The 16485-nt window shown below is 73.4% G+C and carries 13 protein-coding genes; 6 read left to right on the top strand and 7 right to left on the bottom strand.

The window, feature by feature from the left end; genetic code table 11:
• Positions 1 to 55 precede the first annotated feature (55 nt).
• Positions 56 to 1012, bottom strand: coding sequence for a hypothetical protein (locus tag K8556_RS13875; RefSeq protein WP_223740544.1), 957 nt, complete (start codon positions 1010 to 1012; stop codon positions 56 to 58).
• 160 nt (positions 1013 to 1172) lie between these two features.
• Positions 1173 to 2111 carry a tRNA glutamyl-Q(34) synthetase GluQRS gene (gene gluQRS / locus K8556_RS13870; RefSeq protein WP_255651716.1) on the bottom strand — a complete coding sequence of 313 codons (939 nt, stop codon included), beginning with the start codon at positions 2109 to 2111 and terminating at the stop codon, positions 1173 to 1175.
• 92 nt (positions 2112 to 2203) lie between these two features.
• Here gluQRS and K8556_RS13865 point away from each other — a divergent pair, with 92 nt between their 5' ends.
• Both K8556_RS13865 and K8556_RS13860 read left to right on the top strand, forming a co-directional pair.
• Positions 2204 to 3058: a metallophosphoesterase gene (locus K8556_RS13865; RefSeq protein WP_223740542.1), complete on the top strand. Its 855-nt coding sequence runs from the start codon at positions 2204 to 2206 to the stop codon at positions 3056 to 3058.
• A gap of 33 nt (positions 3059 to 3091) precedes the next feature.
• Positions 3092 to 4702 carry an adenylate/guanylate cyclase domain-containing protein gene (locus K8556_RS13860; RefSeq protein ID WP_223740541.1) on the top strand — a complete coding sequence of 537 codons (1611 nt, stop codon included), beginning with the start codon at positions 3092 to 3094 and terminating at the stop codon, positions 4700 to 4702.
• A gap of 3 nt (positions 4703 to 4705) precedes the next feature.
• On the opposite strand, the gene K8556_RS13855 is transcribed toward K8556_RS13860, so the two are convergent.
• Complete coding sequence (locus K8556_RS13855) at positions 4706 to 5092, bottom strand: hypothetical protein (RefSeq protein ID WP_223740540.1); 387 nt, start codon at positions 5090 to 5092, stop codon at positions 4706 to 4708.
• A gap of 200 nt (positions 5093 to 5292) precedes the next feature.
• The gene (gene rlmN / locus K8556_RS13850; RefSeq protein ID WP_223740539.1) at positions 5293 to 6369 is read right to left on the bottom strand and encodes a 23S rRNA (adenine(2503)-C(2))-methyltransferase RlmN; all 1077 of its coding nucleotides are present in this window, start codon (positions 6367 to 6369) and stop codon (positions 5293 to 5295) included.
• A gap of 165 nt (positions 6370 to 6534) precedes the next feature.
• On the opposite strand from rlmN, the gene K8556_RS13845 reads away from it, so the two are divergent.
• Positions 6535 to 8022, top strand: coding sequence for a glutamate--cysteine ligase (locus tag K8556_RS13845; protein ID WP_223740538.1), 1488 nt, complete (start codon positions 6535 to 6537; stop codon positions 8020 to 8022).
• 99 nt (positions 8023 to 8121) lie between these two features.
• On the top strand, positions 8122 to 9588 hold the full coding sequence (locus tag K8556_RS13840) for a hypothetical protein (RefSeq protein ID WP_223740537.1): 1467 nt from the start codon (positions 8122 to 8124) through the stop codon (positions 9586 to 9588).
• 48 nt (positions 9589 to 9636) lie between these two features.
• Here K8556_RS13840 and K8556_RS13835 read toward each other — a convergent pair whose 3' ends face one another.
• From K8556_RS13835 to hemG, 3 genes are all read right to left on the bottom strand, one after another.
• The gene (locus tag K8556_RS13835; protein ID WP_223740536.1) at positions 9637 to 10410 is read right to left on the bottom strand and encodes a LytTR family DNA-binding domain-containing protein; all 774 of its coding nucleotides are present in this window, start codon (positions 10408 to 10410) and stop codon (positions 9637 to 9639) included.
• Positions 10407 to 11465 carry a sensor histidine kinase gene (locus tag K8556_RS13830; protein ID WP_223740535.1) on the bottom strand — a complete coding sequence of 353 codons (1059 nt, stop codon included), beginning with the start codon at positions 11463 to 11465 and terminating at the stop codon, positions 10407 to 10409. The genes K8556_RS13835 and K8556_RS13830 overlap by 4 nt, the downstream gene beginning before the upstream one ends.
• Before the next feature lie 255 nt (positions 11466 to 11720).
• The gene (gene hemG, locus K8556_RS13825; protein ID WP_223740534.1) at positions 11721 to 13121 is read right to left on the bottom strand and encodes a protoporphyrinogen oxidase; all 1401 of its coding nucleotides are present in this window, start codon (positions 13119 to 13121) and stop codon (positions 11721 to 11723) included.
• Between the two features lie 103 nt (positions 13122 to 13224).
• On the opposite strand from hemG, the gene K8556_RS13820 reads away from it, so the two are divergent.
• Both K8556_RS13820 and K8556_RS13815 read left to right on the top strand, forming a co-directional pair.
• Positions 13225 to 13914, top strand: a complete 690-nt coding sequence (locus K8556_RS13820) for an SDR family oxidoreductase (protein ID WP_223740533.1) — start codon at positions 13225 to 13227, stop codon at positions 13912 to 13914.
• Positions 13915 to 14063: 149 nt separating this feature from the next.
• Positions 14064 to 16481: a CapA family protein gene (locus tag K8556_RS13815; protein WP_223740532.1), complete on the top strand. Its 2418-nt coding sequence runs from the start codon at positions 14064 to 14066 to the stop codon at positions 16479 to 16481.
• The last annotated feature ends 4 nt before the right edge of the window (positions 16482 to 16485 follow it).

The raw sequence follows: 16485 nt of genomic DNA, 5'->3' as shown, positions 1-16485 counted from the left end.
GTCATACCCGCCTCCCGGGGGACCGGGAAGCGGGGATGCACGCGAGCGCCCGAGGCTACGGATACACCTCACGCCGCGGGGTCGTGGTCGGCGTCGTCGGAGGCACCACGGCGCCCTCGGCCCGGATGCGCTGCTTGCGGCTGACGCCCAGCGTGGCGCCGAGCACCGACGCGATGAGCCCCAGGAGGAGCCCCGCGAAGATGCCCCAGAAGACGCGGCCGGAGCGGTCCGCCACCTTCAGCGCGCCCTGCTGCGCCTGCTGGCCCACCTCGCTGGCCTTGGCCTTGGCCTGGCTCACGCCCTGGTCCACCTGCTGCTGCACGCGGTCCGCCACCTCCTCCGCGTCCCGGCGCGACAGGTTGGTGTTCTGCGCGATGTTGCTCACCAGCAGCTCCCGGTCCATGCGGCCCTGGCGCACGCCCTCCGTGACGATGTCCTTGGTCGCGGCCTCCAACTGGTTCGCGGTGATGGTGGGCTTGCCCTCCTCCCGCAGGCGCTTGTTCACCGGCGCGAGCGCGTCGTTGGCGTCCAGGCCGAACGCCTTCGCGGCCTCACCGCCGCCCGTCACCGCGCCCACGGCCGCGGTGCCGCCCGCGCCCACGGCCGCCTTGCCCACGTTGAACACCGCGCCCAGCACGTTGGACACCAGCATGCCCACGACCATGACGCCCAGGAGCGTCGTCAGGCCCCAGAGCACCGCGCCGTGCATGGCGCCCCCGGCCTTGTCCACGATGCCCGCGCTGCGCGCGGCCACCACGCCGCCCACGAACAGCGCCACCAGCGGGACGATGACGCTCCAGATGCCGGTGAAGATGCCCGCGGACTTCGCGCTCGACGCGTCGGCGGGGTTCACCGACGACAGGCCCAGCGCCAGCCCCAGCGTGTAGAGCAATATCCAGACGCCCAGCGCGACGAAGGTGCCACCGAAGATGGCGCCCCAGCTCAGCTTGTACGCACTGCCCGGCACCGCTGGGATGATGCCGGCGCGTTCGCTCTCGACAATGGCTGCCATTGGATTCCACCCTCGCTTCCCGTGTGCCGCCCCGGCCGCGCTCCAACGGCGCGGCCGGGGACGGACGTGTCTGGGTGAAGGTGTGCACCGGGCACGCCCGGGCGTTTCACCGCCTCACGGTCGCCCCGTCCCGGAGGGTGGGGCGGAAGGCCGGGTGCCCTCAGCGCAGGCCGAGCGCGTCGAGGAGCAGTGCCTCGCGCGCCACCACCGGCTCGCGAGGGAGCGCGTCCGTGCGGTAGCGCGCGACGAGCGCGGGCAGGGTCACCGGGCCGCCGTCGCCCAGGCCGCTCCACGCGGCGAGCAGGCCCAGGACGTGCTCGGGAGGCCGGCCGCGCGCCCGCAGCTCCGCGAGCGCGAACGCCCCGTCGCGCTTCGCCAGCCGCTTGCCGTCCTCGCCCATCACCAGCGGCACGTGGAGGAACGCGGGCGCGGCCAGGCCCAGCGCGGCGTAGAGCTGGAGCTGCCGGGGCGTGGAGGGCAGCAGGTCGTCCCCGCGCAGCACGTGGGTGATGCGGCTGGCCGCGTCGTCCACCACCACCGCGAGCTGGTAGCTGGCCACGCCGTCGTTGCGGCGCACCACGAAGTCCCCCACCAGCGCCTGCACGTCCTGGGCGTACGGGCCCATGAGCTCGTCCACGAAGCGCACCTCGCCCGCGCGCGCGCGGAAGCGGTACGCGGGGGCGCGCGTGCGGGCGCGCTCCGACACCTGCGCGGCGGTGAGGTGCGCGCAGGTGCCGGGGTAGCGCGGGCCCTCGTCGGACAGGCCGTGGGGGGCGCTCGCCGCGCGGGCGATCTCCGCGCGCGTGCAGAAGCACGGGTAGATGAGCCCCTCGCGCGCGAGCTTTTCCTGGGCCTCGCGGTAGACGCCGTCGCGCTCGCTCTGGATGAGCGGCGGCTCGTCCCAGTCCAGGCCCAGCCAGCGCAGGTCCTCGTAGAGGTCCTGGAGGAACTGGGGGCGGCACCTCGCGCGGTCCAGGTCCTCGATGCGCAGCAGGAACGCGCCGCCCGCGGCCCGCGCCTGGAGCCAGCCCAGGAGCGCGCTTCTCACGTTGCCCAGGTGCATGCGGCCGGTGGGGCTGGGGGCGAAGCGTCCTCGCATCGTGGCGGCCAACATAACTTCCCCGCCCGCTTTCGCGCGCTGGGAGAGAATGCCCCGCCGCCTCCTCCCGTTCCCAGGGTGTGACCTCCTCCATGCGCTTCCTGCACTGCTCCGACGTCCACATCACCGAGGACTACTTCGCCCTGCCGCTGCGCAAGCTGGGCTGGCGCCGCTGGGTGGCGCTCGTGGAGTTGACGGCGGGAGGCCGGGCGAAGGCCTACCGGAACGCGCAGGCCACGCTGTCCACCATCGCCCGCGAGGCGGGCACGCACGGCGTGGACCACTTCATCCTCTCCGGTGACCTCACCGCCTACGCGTTGGAGGGCGAGTTCCGCGCCGCCCGCGCCGCGCTGTCGCCGCTGGCCCCCACGCCCGCGCGCTGCACCGTCATCCCCGGCAACCACGACGTCTTCACCCCCGGCGCCGCGCGGGAGGGCCGCTTCGCCCGGCACTTCGGGGACCTGCTCGGCAGCGACCTGCCGGAGTACCGCCGCGAGGGCGCGTTCCCCTTCGTGCGGCTGGTGGGGGAGGGGGCCGCGGTGGTGGGCCTGTGCTCCGCGCGCCCGCTGCCCACGCCCGGCCTGTCCTACGGCACCGTGGGCCCCGCCCAGCTCGAAGGCCTGGCGGCCCTGCTGAGGGACGCACGGCTGGATGGCCGCGCCATCCTGGTGGTGGTGCACCACGCGCCGCGCGGCGCCGCGAACCACGCGGACGGCTGGCACCACGGCCTGCATGACGCGGACGCGCTGCTGAAGCTGCTGCCGGGCCCGCGCTTCGCGGTGCTCCACGGCCACATCCACCAGCGCTACCACCACCCGGCCACGGCGGACCGGCCCCACCTGTTCGGCGCGGGCTCCTCCACCCAGGCGGGGAAGGAGGGCTACTGGCTCATCGAGGTCCAGGACGGCGTCGTCGTGGGCGGGACGAAGCACGTGCCCGCGCTGTGACACTTCTCCCGGGCGGCGGTACAAGGGGCGCACATGACCCCGGCGCCCCCGTCCCCACCCGTTGAGTTGTCCCTGGAGGAGTACCGCTACCTGCGGCACCTGGGACGCGTCACGGACGACCTCCTGGAGGAGAGCCTGCGGGAGCGCGAGACGCTCACCCAGTGCTTCCGGCGCTGCTTCCCCACGCTGCTGACGCTGCTGGGCGCGCGCGCCATCGCCGTCACCACGCGCGACGAGGAGCTGGTGGAGCAGACCTGGAGCGAGGGCGACTGGGGCGGCGTCTTCGCCGGGAGTCTGCTGGCGGGGCCCATGGGGCTGAGCGTCCACGACACGGGCACGCTGCTCACCCAGACGCTGGACGTGGCGGGCTCACCGGTGGGCACGCTGGGCGTGCTCTTCGCGGGGCCGCCCGGCGACGCGGGCACCACCGCGAAGCGCGTGCGCGCGCTGGACGTGGTGGCGGAGGAGCTGGACACGGTGCTGATGCTGGTCCACACCGCGTCGGAGAAGCACCAGCTCATCCTCCAGTGCAACGAGCACCTGGCCAACCCCGTCTTCGAGGCGGGCATGGACCACGCGGTGCGCACGCTGGCGCAGCGGGTGCGGCTGCCGGGCTTCCTCCTCCTGTACCGCGACGCCGTGCAGCCGCACGTGCTGCACTACCGCACGTACCGGCACGGGCAGTTGGAGTACGAGAGCGGAGATCAGCCCGGCTCTCAGTTGGAGGCGCTGGTGCACCAGCACGGCACGCGGCTGCTGCACGGGGACGCGGGCGTGCTCAAGCGCCTGTTCGACGGGCGCACCACGGAGGCCGTCCTCATCTCCGCGGCCACGCGCAGCGAGCCCCTGGGCAAGATTGTCGTCTGGAGCAACGAGGGCTTCTCCGCGTACGCGATGGACCTCATCCGCGTGCTGGCCTCCACGCTGAGCCAGCGCCTGCTGGACTACAACCGCGAGCGCATCCACCTGTCGCAGTTCTTCCCCACGGTGGCCATCGACGCGCTGCTGGAGGACCCGGACTACGCGCGGCACCTGCGCGCGCAGGAGCAGGAGGTGGGCATCCTGTTCGCGGACATCAACGGCTTCACCCGCATCTGCGAGCAGGGCTTCGACAGCCCGCGCAGCATCGGCCGCTTCGTGGACGAGTGGAGCGCGCGCGCCGTGGACTGCATCTGGGCCCACGGCGGCGTCTTCGACAAGATGGTGGGCGACTGCGTCATCGGCCTCTTCGGGCCGCCCTTCTTCCAGACGGACCGCGTGCGCCGCGCGGAGGCCGCCGTGCGCGCGGCGCAGGACATCCAGGCCTTCACCGCGGAGCTGAGCGGACGCGAAGAGGTGGCCGCGCTGTGCCAGCGGGTGAAGCTGCCGGGCCTGGGCGTGGCGGTGGGCGTGAACCTGGCCACCGCGAACTGCGGCCTCTTCGGGCCCAACCGCAACTACACGGCCTTCTCCAGCGGCATGAACCAGGCCGCGCGCCTGCAGTCGCTGGCGGGCTTCCGCGAGACGCTGGTGATGGAGAGCGTGCACGAGGCGCTGAAGCAGTCCCAGGAGCCCTTCGTGCGCAAGCTCCAGTTCGGCCCCCTCACGGAGACGCCGGTGAAGAACGTGGCGCAGCCGCTGCGGCACTACCGGCTGGCGCCGTAGCCGTCAGGCCAGCAGGTGCGTGCCCGCGTAGCGCCGCGAGAAGTGGATCCACCGGCGCTCGTCCACCTCCACCTGCCACTCGCTGTTGGGCGTCAGCGGCAGGCGCTGCTTGAGGAAGCTCTCCAGGTGGTCCGCCGCCTTGAGCGGCGTGAGCCCCGGCGCGCGGAACGCGATGTGGAGCGTCACGTCCAGCGACGGCGCCACGTCCACCGACGCGCAGATGCGCAGCGGGCCCACGCGCCGCTGGTATTGGGTGTCCGGTGCCGGCCACGTCGCGGAGCCCTCGGGCTGCGGGTGCGCCTGCTCGAGCCAGTTGTCGGGGATCAGGATGAAGTCGAGCAGGTTCCTGCTCGCCTCTTCCACCGTGCCGTGCTCCTGGATGGAAAGCATTGCCCACCTCCGCCAGAGAAGCCGTTGGGGTTGCGTGGAAGCCGTCTTGAAGAATGTGCCCACGAGCCCATGCCATGCAAGGGCCCACGAACATCCGCTTGCCGCCCACACCTCGCTACGCACGTGCGGGCGGGCTGGATGCTAGCGCTTCAGGGTGACACGTCAGGTTGGGGGGTGTTCCGCGCGACCCCGCACGTTGCTCAGGAAGCGACGGGAAGGGAGCGGCGGGGCTTGCGCTCCACGGCGGCCTTGAGCTGGCCGCAGCCCGCGTCAATGTCGATGCCGCGACGTTGGCGCACCGTGCTGGGCACGCCGTGCGACGTGAGCACGTCCTGGAAGGCGCGCACCGCGTCGGGGACGCTGGGGCCGCCGTCGTAGCCCACGGTGGGGTTGAGCGGGATGACGTTCACGTGCGCGTCCATCCCGTGCAGGAGTTGCCCCAGCGTGTGCGCGTGCTCCGCGGTGTCGTTGCGGCCGGAGATGAGCGTCCACTCGAAGAAGATGCGGCGCTTGCGCTTCGCGACGTAGTAGCGGCACGCGTCCATCAATTCGTTCAGCGGCCAGCGGCGGCCCGCGGGCACCAGCGCGGCGCGCTCCGCGTCCGTGGCGCCGTGGAGGCTCACCGCGAGCTGCACCGGGCGCGCCTCGTCCGCCAGCCGGAGGATGCCGGGCACCACGCCCACGGTGGACAGGGTGATGAAGCGCGGCGCCAGCGCCAGGCCCTTGGGGTCCACGAGGATGTCCACCGCGGCCAGGGTGTGCTCGTAGTTGTGCAGGGGCTCGCCCATGCCCATGAGCACGATGTTACGCAAGCTCTCACCCTGCGCGCGCAGGAGGCGCGTGACGTGGAGCACCTGTCCCACGATCTCGCCCGGCGTCAGGTGGCGTGACAGCCCCATCTGCCCGGTGGCGCAGAAGACGCAGCCCATGGCGCACCCGGCCTGCGTGCTCACGCACACGGTGGCGCGGCCCTTGAAGCGCATCAGCACCGTCTCAATGGTCTGCGCGTCGTGCAGGCGCAGGAGCAGCTTGTGGGTGAGCCCGTCGCTGCTGAAGCTCTCGTGGTGCGTGGCGAGCGCCCCCAGGCGCGCCCGCTCCTGGAGCACGGCCTGGAGGTCCGGGCGCAGCCCCGTCACCTCGCCCAGCGCGGTGACGCCGTCGCGGTACAGGCCCGTCCACACGCGCTCGCGGTACTGGGGGCTGAAGCCCCAGCCGGCGAGCCGCGCGTCCAGCTCGGGGCGGGTCAGGTCGTGGAGGTTGACGGTGGCGTCCGGCATGACGGGGCCTGGGATAACACACCCGGCGCGGGCGCACCCGGGGCCGCCGGCCTGGGGGGCGGACAGGGGGGCGTGGGTCCGGGTGGGGGCCCCGGCACCTTGCGGCGTCCGGCGGCTGACACCGCGCGTGCCGGGGCCGCGCGTCGTGGCAATCGTGGAGGGCCTATGGGACTGGCCATCCAGCAGGAGGAGTTCACGCCGGAGGAGCACACGCGGTTCGTGGCGCGGCTCGCGGAGAGCCTGGAGGCGCTGCGCCAGGTGCTCCGGCGTCCCGGCTTCGGCGTGGGGCCCGCGACGATGGGCGCGGAGCTGGAGGTGGCGCTGGTGGACGGCGCGGGCTCGCCGCTGCCGGTGAACCAGCAGGTGCTGGCGAAGTCGAAGGACGACCGGCTGACGCTGGAGCTCAACCGCTTCAACATGGAGATGAACCTGCGCCCCTCGCTGCTCGCGGGGCGGCCCTTCACCGGGCTCCAGGCCCAGTTGGACGACGTGCTGGCGGAGCTGAAGCGCGCGGCGGCGACGGAGGGCGCGCGCGTGGCGGCGGTGGGCATCCTGCCCACGCTGCGGCAGGCGGACCTGGGGAGGAACGCGCTCACGCCGCAGCCGCGCTACCGGGCGCTGGCCGCGGCCATCCGCAAGCGGCGCGACGGGCCCTTCCAGGTGGCCATCGCGGGCGACGACACGCTCCACCTCACCTGGGAGGACGTGACGCTGGAGGGGGCGAACACGTCGCTCCAGTTCCACCTGCGCGTGGCCCCGGAGGACTTCGCGCGCGTGTACAACGCCGCGCAGCTCGCCACCGGGCCGGTGCTGGCCGCGTGCGGCAACTCGCCGGTGTTCCTGGGCAAGCGGCTGTGGGAGGAGACGCGCGTGGCGCTCTTCCAGCAGGCCACCGACGACCGGAGCGACAGCGACGAGGCCGCGCACCTGCACCCGCGCGTGACGTTCGGCCATGGCTGGGTGCGCGAGGGGGCGCACGAGCTGTTCGCGGAGGCGGTGGCGCTCTACCCGGCGCTCCTGCCGGTGATGGGACGGGAGTCCCCGCTGGAGGTGGTGGCCGCCGGGGGCCTGCCGAAGCTGGAGGAGCTGCGGCTGCACCAGGGCACGGTCTGGTCGTGGAACCGGGCCGTCTATGATCCGCACGGCGAAGGCCACGTGCGCATCGAGTTCCGCGCGCTGCCGTCCGGCCCCACGCCGGTGGACATGGTGGCCAACGGCGCGTTCCTGCTGGGGCTGACGCTGGGGCTCGCGGAGCGGGTGGACGCGCTCTTGCCGGCGCTGCCCTTCTGGCAGGCGCGGCGCAACTTCAAGCAGGCGGCGCACCACGGCCTGGGCGCGGCGCTGCTGTGGCCGGCGGAGACCGCGCCCAGCCCCCGGGTGCTGCCGGCGGTGGAGCTGGTGAAGCAGCTCCTGCCGGTGGCGAGGCGCGGGCTGGTGGAGGCCGGGGTGGACGTGGCGGAGGCGGAGGGGCTGCTGGACATCATCGCCCGGCGCGTGGCGCTCCAGCGGACCGGGGCGCGCTGGCAGCGGGCGGTGCTGGAGCGGCTGGAGGCCCACATGCCCCGGCAGGACGCGCTGGCGGCCATGCTGGAGCGCTACCTGGAGCTGTCCGACGAGGGGCTGCCCGTGCACACCTGGCCGGTGGAGCGCTGACGGACCCTTGTCGGGACGGGGCCGTCGCGGTGAATAATCCGGCCATCCTGAAGGTCAGCTTGCGAGGCCTCGTGCCTCGCGCTGAAGGGTGCCGTTCCCGTGATCGCCTCGCTCCTCGCATCGTTCCGCTCCGGCGCCCGCCGGAGGTCCTTCCTCGTGCCGGCGCTCCTGTGCGCGGGTGTCCTGTCCGCGTGCTCGACCACCCGGGGCCACGCCAACGACCTGGCGGAGAAGGGCCGCTTCGTCGAGGCGGCCGAGGTCTACGTGAAGCTCGTCAATGACGAGCCCAACAACCCGGAGTACCGCGCGTCGCTGGAGGACCTGCGCTGGCGCGGCCTGTCCCAGTTGCTCACCCAGGCGCGGCAGGCGCGGGTGGAGGGGCGGGACGAGGACGCGGAGGCGAGCCTGGAGCAGTTCTTCACCTACAAGGTGAAGTGGAACTCCAAGCTGGATGGCGGCATGGAGAGCTCGCTCCTGGAGGAGATGGCGGGCACGCACCGGCACCTGCGCCAGCTCATCATCGAGCAGGCGAAGCGGGGCCACGCGCTGACGGCGGAGTCGCACCTGGACCGCAAGCGCGCGCTCCTGGCCCACCCGGAGATGGCGCCCATCCGCCGCGACATGGAGGAGGCGGTGGCGCAGGGCGGCGCGGCGACGTGCGCGAACCTGAAGCAGTCGCTGTCCGGCGGCGCGCAGCACTGGGCGGAGCTGGTGTCGCGCTACTGCGGGCACTACCAGCAGCCCGCGCCCCGCGCGGGGATGTTCCCGGAGGCGCTGGGCGTGCCCACGTGGCAGGTGTCCGTGGATGGCATCAGCAACGACGTCGTGCAGTACCTGGTGACGCGGCTGTCGGGCGCGTTCGAGGCCTCGCCCTGGTACTCGGAGGCGTCCCAGCGCCACGCGCCGATGACCATCGCGGGGAGCCTGAGCGAGCGGCGCATCAGCGAGCCGGTGACGCTGACGGCGCCGTGGACGGAGCGCGTGCCGTACACGGACCACGAGGACCGCACCGCGACGGCGGAGGTGCCGTACACGGTGGAGGAGTCCTACGAGGACAAGGGCGTGATGAAGAAGCGCCTCGTCCAGCAGAAGAAGACGGTCGAGTACAAGACGACGGTGGAGGTGACGAAGTACCGCGACGTGTCGCGCTCGTTCGACTACCACGCGCAGCGGCGGGGCGTGGAGTACCACTTCGCGGTGGTGGCCCAGGGCATCCTCCAGGAGCGGCACGCGCCGCTGGCGGTGAAGGCGGAGCGGTCCCTGGAGGCCTCCGGCTACGAGCACAACATCACCTTCGACCCCGGCGGCGTGCGGCCCCAGCGGTTCGAGCGGCCCGACAAGGAGGGCTGGCTGGACGGCCAACTGCGCGGCTACGAGCAGACCTTCTTCGCCTCGCTCATGTCGCGCTGGCAGGACGCGTTCTGCGCCGCGCCCGCCTTCGCGGTGGAGGACGCGGCCCGCTGCGCGCGAGGCGGACAGGAGCTGCCCGGCCCCGCGAAGCAGGCCCTGATGGACACGCTGGGCGACGACGCGGCGCAGGTGCACCGGCTGTTCGTCTGGAACTGAAGGCGCGCGGCGCCGGGCGTTACGCCGTGCCGCGCGCGCAGGCCGTGCTCAGCCCTCGTCCTCCGCGCCCTTGCGCAGGCCCAGCATGCGGCGCAGCTCGCGCGCGGACTGGCGGCTCACCTCCACCGAGTGGCCCCGCGCCGTGCGCGCCAGATATCCGCCCGTCTCCAGCGGCTCCAGCCGCGTCACATGGGCCAGGTTGAGCAGCGCGCGGCGGTGCACCCGGTGGAAGTGCTCCGGGGGCAGCTTGTCCGCCAGCTCGTTGAGCGTGAAGTCCGTGAGGTAGTCGCCCTGCGCGGTGAACACCGTCACCAGCTCGTCTTCCAGCGACGCGTGGGAGATGGCGTCCGGCGACACCAGCACCAGCCCCTGCCGCGTCGGGATGGGCAGCCGCGCCAGCGCCGGCTTCTCCGCCGCGGACGCCGGAGCCGTCACCGGAGCGGACTTCACCCGCGCCGGCAGCCGCGTCCGCGCGCGCTCCAGCGCCTTCTGCAGCCGCGCCGCCTCCACGGGCTTGAGCACGTAGTCCACCGCGCCGTGCTCGAAGGCGTTCACCGCGTGCTCCGCGTGCGCGGTGCAGAAGATGACGTGGGGCCCGCCCTCCGGCAGCAGCGCCATCGCGTCCAGCCCGCTCAGGCCCGGCATGTGGATGTCCAGCAGCACCACGTCCACGCCGCCCGCGCGCACCGCCGCGAGCACCGAGTCCCCATCCACCGCCTCGCCGCAGACGCTCACGTCCGGCAGCGCGGCCAGCAGGCGCGACAGGCGCTTCCGGGCCAGCAGCTCATCGTCGGCGATGAGGACGCGCAGGGGCTCTCTCACGTGAGGACTCCGGGTTGGGGGCCCTGGCGGGGCAGGGTGACGGTGACACGGGTGCGCCCGTCGGCGCTCTCCAGCGACAGGAGCGCGTGGCCGCCGTAGGCCAGCGCCAGCCGCCGCTCCACGGTGGGCAGGCCCACGCTGCCCTCGCGCGGGCCCCTGGACGCCCCCGGGTTGTGGATGGACACCACCACCGCCCCCTCGCGCGCGGCCACCTCCACGCCCAGCGGGCCCCGGTGGCCGGCCGCCGGGCCGTGCTTCACCGCGTTCTCCGCCAGGGGCAGCAGCAACAGCGGCGGCACGGGCACGTCCGCAAGCCCGTCCGCCACGTCCATGCGCAGTTGGAACAGGTCCGGGTCGCGCAGCAGGTGCAGGTCGAAGAGCGTGCGCATCAGCTCCAGCTCCTGGGACAGCGGCCAGGTGACGCTGCGCACGCCCGCGAGCACCGAGCGGAGCATCGTGGACAGCCGCAGCACCGCGGCCTCCGCGACGGCGCCGTCCTCGCGGCACCACTCCGCGATGGCGTTCAGCGTGTTGAAGAGGAAGTGCGGATCCAGGTGGCTGCGCAGCGCCAGCAACTGCGCCTGCTCCGCCTCCCAGGCGAAGCGGGTGGCGCGCGCCCGCTCCCGGGCCAGCGTCTCCTCGAAGCCGATGTCCCGCCCCAACCCCCAGCCCGCGACCAGGAACAGGCCGCCGCAGATGGCCAGGTTGTACGGCTCCGACAGGAACGTGTCCCGCATCAGCATCACGCGCGGCAGGGCGTAGCCCACGGACAGCACCACGCCGCTGCCCACCGCCGCGTAGAGCAGCAGGCGGATGCCGCCGTGGCTCAGGTCCAGCCCTTCCGGGAACAGCACCCGGTACGACACGGGCGCCACCGCGACGCACAGCAGGCACAGCAGGAGGCCAATCCAGAACGCCCGCGGGTCCAGGCTCCAGCGCACCTGCGCCACGAGCAGCGGAATGGACACCAGGACGATGGGGGCCAGCCGCCACGGCGCGACGAGCGCGCGCAGCGTGGCACGAACGATGGAGCCTTCCGACGACGTCTCCGGCATGCGGAGGCGGAAGGCTACACCGTCCCGCGCCCTAGCGCTGGGGGACGGTCGCGGGGACGAACTCCAGGACGAACGTCCCGGCGAGGACCGCGGGGAAGAAGAGGACGGCGAGCATGGACAGGAGCGGCGAGCGCAGTGAGAACATGGGGGGCTTCTCCAGTGTCCGGGAAACATGCCCACGGACTCTGGCATCGACCCAGGGCCCCTCCAGGGAGGGGTGCCCCCGGCCGTCGCTGTCCCTGGGTGAGCGGTCGCTCAGGCGCTCCGGGTGGCGCCCGCCGCTGTCCCGCCCAGCGCGTCCGCCAGCCGCGCCGCCTCCTTGAGGCAGTCGTTGACGCCCACGCCCCGGTACGCGTTGCCGGCGAGGTGCAGGCCGGGCAGGCGCGTCAGCCGCTCCTCCATCGCCGCCACGCGCTCCAGGTGGCCCACGGTGTACTGCGGAATCCCGCGCGGCCAGCGGAACACCTCCGTCAGCTCCGGCGTCGCGGTGAGCCCCGCCATCGTCTTCAGCTCCTCGCGCGCCAGCGCCACCAGCGCGTCCTCGTCCCGGGAGACGACCTCCGGCCGGCGGGCGCCGCCCATCAGGCACGTCAGCAGCACGCGCCCGCCCTCCACGCGGAAGGGGAACGTGGTGGAGACGTGGATGGTGCCCAGCATCGCCGTGCCCTCCACCGCCGGAATCAGGAACCCGAACCCGTCCGGCTTCGGCACCGTCCCCGGCGCGAAGCCCAGGTGCACCACGGCGATGGGCGCGTACGGGATGGCGTCCGCCGTCCGGGCCAGCTCCGCGTCCAGCGGACGCACCAGCGAAGCCGCCACGTGCGCGGGCACCGCCAGCACCACGTGCGACGCGCTCAGCTCCGCCGGCTGGCCCCGCTGCTGGTAGCGCACCTTCCAGCCGTCCGCCGCGCGCTCCAGCCCCTCCACCTTCGCGTCCGTGCGCACGTTGTCGCCCAGCGCCTTCGCCAGCGCGTCCACCAGCACGCCCAGGCCGCCGTCGAACGTGCTCATCTGCCCGGTGACCCGGGGCCCTGGCTCCACCGCGCCCGCGCCCTTCGCCCGCCGCGCCGCGCGCTGCGCACGGATGGCGCCCAGGATGAGGCTGCGGTGCTCCCGCTCGAACTTCACCAACTGCGGGAACGTGGCCTCCGCGCTGAGCTGCTCCGGGTCGCCCGCGTAGGTGCCCGTCTGCATCGCGTCCAGCAGCACCGCCGTCGCCTCACGTCCCAGGTGGCGCCGCCCCAACTGGGCCAGGGACTCGTCCGCACCCGTGGGGTTGCGCCCGCTGAACAGCTCCCCCACCACCCGCAGGCGGGACGCAAGGGGGAGGATGTCGGATTTCAGGAAGGCCGGCGGCGACGTGGGCAGCGCCCGCAGGGCGCCGCGGGTGAAAACGTAACGGTTCTTCGCCGCCGCATCCGCCGGACGAATCCGGGCTGACACTCCCAGCACTTCCGCCAGTTCACGCGTGGTGGGCTCCCGGTCCAGGAAACTGTTGGGCCCGGCCTCCAGCAAGTAGCCCCCGCGTGCGTGGGTCTGCACGTTTCCACCCACGCGTGACGTCGACTCCAGCACCACGGCATCAGTACCGCGAGCCCGCAATTGATAGGCCAGCGCCAGTCCGGTGATGCCTCCCCCTATGACCGCGACCGTCATGTCGTCCTACTCCCGAGCTTGTCGTGAGGTGAGCAACCCCGGGCGCCTTAGTGCGAAGGCAAGAGCTTTGCCAAGGAGAGCCACCCGGCGCGTTAATAAAGGCATGCGCTATGTCATCACGGGAGCGAGCCGTGGCATCGGTTTCGAATTCGTGCAGCAACTGCTGCGGCGGGGAGAAACGGTGGACGCGGGGGTGCGTGCCCCGGAGCTGGCGCGCCGGCTGGAGCCGCTGCTGCTGGAGGCGGGCAACCGCCTGAGGATCCACGCGCTGGACGTCACGCGCGCGGACAGCGTCCAGGCCTTCGCGGAGCGCGTGTGCCGCGAGCCGGTGGACGTGCTCATCAACAACGCGGGCGTGTCCGGTCAGTGGGTGGGGCTGCATGAGCTGGACTACGAGGACCTGGCGCGCACCATCGAGGTGAACGCGCTCGGGCCGCTGCGCATCACCTCCGCGCTGCTGCCGGCGCTGCGGCACGGCGCGGGCCGCAAGGTGGCGCACGTCACGTCGCGCATGGGGTCGCTCTCCAGCAACACGGAGGGCGGCGCGTACGCCTACCGCATGTCCAAGGCCGCGCTGAACATGGGCGTGCGCTCCATGTCCAACGACCTGCGCCGCGAAGGCCTGGCGTGCGTGCTGCTGCATCCGGGTTGGGTGCAGACGGACATGGGCGGGCAGGACGCGCCGCTGCCGGCGGAGGAGTCCGTGCGCGGGATGCTGCGGGTCATCGACAGCATCTCGCTGGAGCACTCCGGCCGGTTCTTCGACTACGAGGGCGCGGAGGTGCCCTGGTAGTGTCCTGGAGGGACGGGGTCGCTGTCGCCGGGTGAACACCCCCCGGCCCCCCGGGGCAGGCAGGCAGCCCCCGGGGGCGAGCCCGTCGCTGGCGCCTGCCTGCCGTCGTCCCCATCTCGTCGCGAGGCGGTCCGCGGTGGAGGGGTGGGATGGCGTGGCGGCGGTGGTCCGTGGCGTGGGTGGCGGCGTGGCTGGTGGCGTGCGGTCCTGGCGCGTCCCCGCCGAAGCAGGGACAGGAGGCCGTGACGCCGGGCGATGAGCCCTCGGCGCCGGTGACGCCTCCGGAGGACCCGCCCGGCGAGGAGTCCCCTCCGCCTCCCAGGCCGCCGCCGGACGAGAACCCGCCTCCCGACGAGACCGCGGAGGAGCCGCCCCCGCCCGAGGAGGCTCCGGTGCTGACGGCCTGCGCGCCGGAGCCCGCGGCGGACGCCAGCGTGCCCGAGGCCGAGCGGACCGCGCGCCGTGACTACGCCTGCACCGGCATCGCGCTGGAGGGCTCGCTGGTCTCCACGGCGGGCACGCCGGTCGCGGGCGTCGTGGTGCAGGTGGGGGACGCGCGGGCGCGCACGAACGCGGCCGGCCACTTCCGCTTCCCCGCGCTGCCCCGCCACAACCGGCTGCTCACGGTGGACGCGGAGGGCTTCCGCCCGGCGGTGGTGGCGGTGGAGCTGCGCCGGAGCCTGACGCAGAAGCGCGTGACGCTGCCGCCGGTGCGCCTGTCCCCGAAGGACGGCGTGCGGATGCTCTTCGCGGGCGACGTGTCGCTGGGCCGGCGCTTCCTCGACCCGGACGACACCACGCCGCGCAACCAGATGCCGCCGGACGACCCGGCGGCGCTCATCCGCGTGTCGGATCCGCTGCCGGGCACGAAGGCCGTCTTCACGCACGTGCGGCCCTACTTCCAGGCGGCGGACTTCCGGGCCGTGAACCTGGAGACGCCGGTGACGGACCGACCGGCGACGCCCCACGACGAGAAGGCCTACGCGTTCTTCACGCTGCCCGGCTCGCTGCCCGCGCTGCCGTGGCTGGGCGTGGACTACGTGAGCCTGGGCAACAACCACGTCTACGACTACCTGGCGCCGGGGCTCGCGGACACGCTCGCGCACGTGGCCGCGGCGGGCATGGCCTTCAGCGGCGCGGGCCAGGACGAGACCGAGGCCTTCCTCCCGGCGCGCGTGTCGCTTCCGGGCGGGGACTACAGCCTGGTGTCCATGTGCTCCATCACCGGCAGCGCGCATGAGCAGCAGTACGTCGCGGGCCCCGACCAGGGCGGCGCGGCGGACGCGCGCGACCTGACGCGGGCGTCCGCGCTGCTGGCCGCGGAGAAGGCACAGGGGCGCGTGCCGGTGGCGGTGCTGCACACCGGCGTCGAGTACAGCCTCCGGCCCTCCACCCCGACGGCGCAGCGGATGCGCGACCTGGTGGACGCGGGCGCGGGGCTCGTCATCGCGCACCACCCGCACATCCCGCAGGGCTTCGCGCGCCACCAGGGCGTGCTGATGGCGCAGTCGCTGGGCAACTTCGCCTTCGACCAGGACCGCATGGAGACGATGGTGGGCCTGATGGCGGAGGTGGAGGCCACGGGCGCGCGCGTGGACCGCGCCCGCGCCGTGCCCGTGTACATCGAGGACTACCGCCCCCGCCCCGTCGCGGGCGACCTGGCGGACAGCTTCCTGCGCAACCTGGCGGAGCTGTCCCGCGAGGGCGGCGTGGAGCTGGTGCCCCAACCCTCCTGGGGCGAGCTGCTCCCGGAAGACAGACACGCGGCGGTGAGCGAGCGCACCGTGGACGTGCCGGTGACGGTGGACGCGAACGGCCGCGCCACGGTGGACCTGCGGCCCCTGCGCCAGGAAGGCGAGTCCGTGGCGGTGGCGAGGCTCACGGGCGCGGACGTGACGGGCGTGAAGCTCAAGGCCGGGCGCGACGTGCTCCTGCACGGCGACTTCGAGGACCACGACGTGGACGACGACGCCAACGAGGCGTCGCGCTGGAGCGTGGGCCCGAACGCCGGCTACGTGTGCCAGGACGGGCCGCACCGGGGCGCCGCGGCGCTCTGCCAGCGGCGCGCGGCCAGCGACTCACGGAGCGCGGCGGTGAAGCTGGTGAACCGCTTCCGTCCGCCGGGCTTCGCGGAGGGGCCGCCCAACCGCGACCTCACGGCGGTGGCGTGGCTGAAGGGGCAGGGCGGCGGCGCGTTCTCCGCGAAGGTGCAGTACCTGCCCGTGGAGTCCTACACGCTCTTTGGCGAGCAGACGCTGCTGCGTCACGACGGCGGCACCTACGACTGGACGCTGGTGGCGGAGGACCTGCGCTTCCCCGCGGATCCGCCAGGGCCGAACTTGTGGAACGCGCCCTGGGCGCTGGACTTGACGCTCAACACCGCGCCCCCGAAGTCCGGCCAGGGCGTGACGGCGGTGGACGACCTGGCGCTGGTGGCCTGGGAGAAGCAGGCCACGGGCGGCACGCTGACGCTCCAGACGCCGCACGCGCGGGACTTCGTGCGGGTGGAGGCCCCGGCGGGCACGTACACGCTGCGCGTCACCTTCCGCGAGCACCGCGTGCCCTGAAAGC

Source organism: Corallococcus sp. AS-1-12 (assembly GCF_020036995.1).
Lineage (GTDB): Bacteria > Myxococcota > Myxococcia > Myxococcales > Myxococcaceae > Corallococcus.
The sequence above is the reverse complement of the archived record's forward strand: the minus strand, read 5'-3'. Positions and strand labels throughout refer to the sequence as shown.

What these genes read in the sequence shown, in the direction of transcription:
- gluQRS (WP_255651716.1), bottom strand. Translation starts at nt 2,111, where the DNA reads ATGCGAGGACGCTTCGCCCCCAGCCCCACCGGCCGCATGCACCTGGGC.
- K8556_RS13845 (WP_223740538.1), top strand. Translation starts at nt 6,535, where the DNA reads ATGGGACTGGCCATCCAGCAGGAGGAGTTCACGCCGGAGGAGCACACG.
- rlmN (WP_223740539.1), bottom strand. Translation starts at nt 6,369, where the DNA reads ATGCCGGACGCCACCGTCAACCTCCACGACCTGACCCGCCCCGAGCTG.
- hemG (WP_223740534.1), bottom strand. Translation starts at nt 13,121, where the DNA reads ATGACGGTCGCGGTCATAGGGGGAGGCATCACCGGACTGGCGCTGGCC.
- K8556_RS13830 (WP_223740535.1), bottom strand. Translation starts at nt 11,465, where the DNA reads ATGCCGGAGACGTCGTCGGAAGGCTCCATCGTTCGTGCCACGCTGCGC.
- K8556_RS13815 (WP_223740532.1), top strand. Translation starts at nt 14,064, where the DNA reads ATGGCGTGGCGGCGGTGGTCCGTGGCGTGGGTGGCGGCGTGGCTGGTG.
- K8556_RS13820 (WP_223740533.1), top strand. Translation starts at nt 13,225, where the DNA reads ATGCGCTATGTCATCACGGGAGCGAGCCGTGGCATCGGTTTCGAATTC.
- K8556_RS13875 (WP_223740544.1), bottom strand. Translation starts at nt 1,012, where the DNA reads ATGGCAGCCATTGTCGAGAGCGAACGCGCCGGCATCATCCCAGCGGTG.
- K8556_RS13865 (WP_223740542.1), top strand. Translation starts at nt 2,204, where the DNA reads ATGCGCTTCCTGCACTGCTCCGACGTCCACATCACCGAGGACTACTTC.
- K8556_RS13855 (WP_223740540.1), bottom strand. Translation starts at nt 5,092, where the DNA reads ATGCTTTCCATCCAGGAGCACGGCACGGTGGAAGAGGCGAGCAGGAAC.
- K8556_RS13860 (WP_223740541.1), top strand. Translation starts at nt 3,092, where the DNA reads ATGACCCCGGCGCCCCCGTCCCCACCCGTTGAGTTGTCCCTGGAGGAG.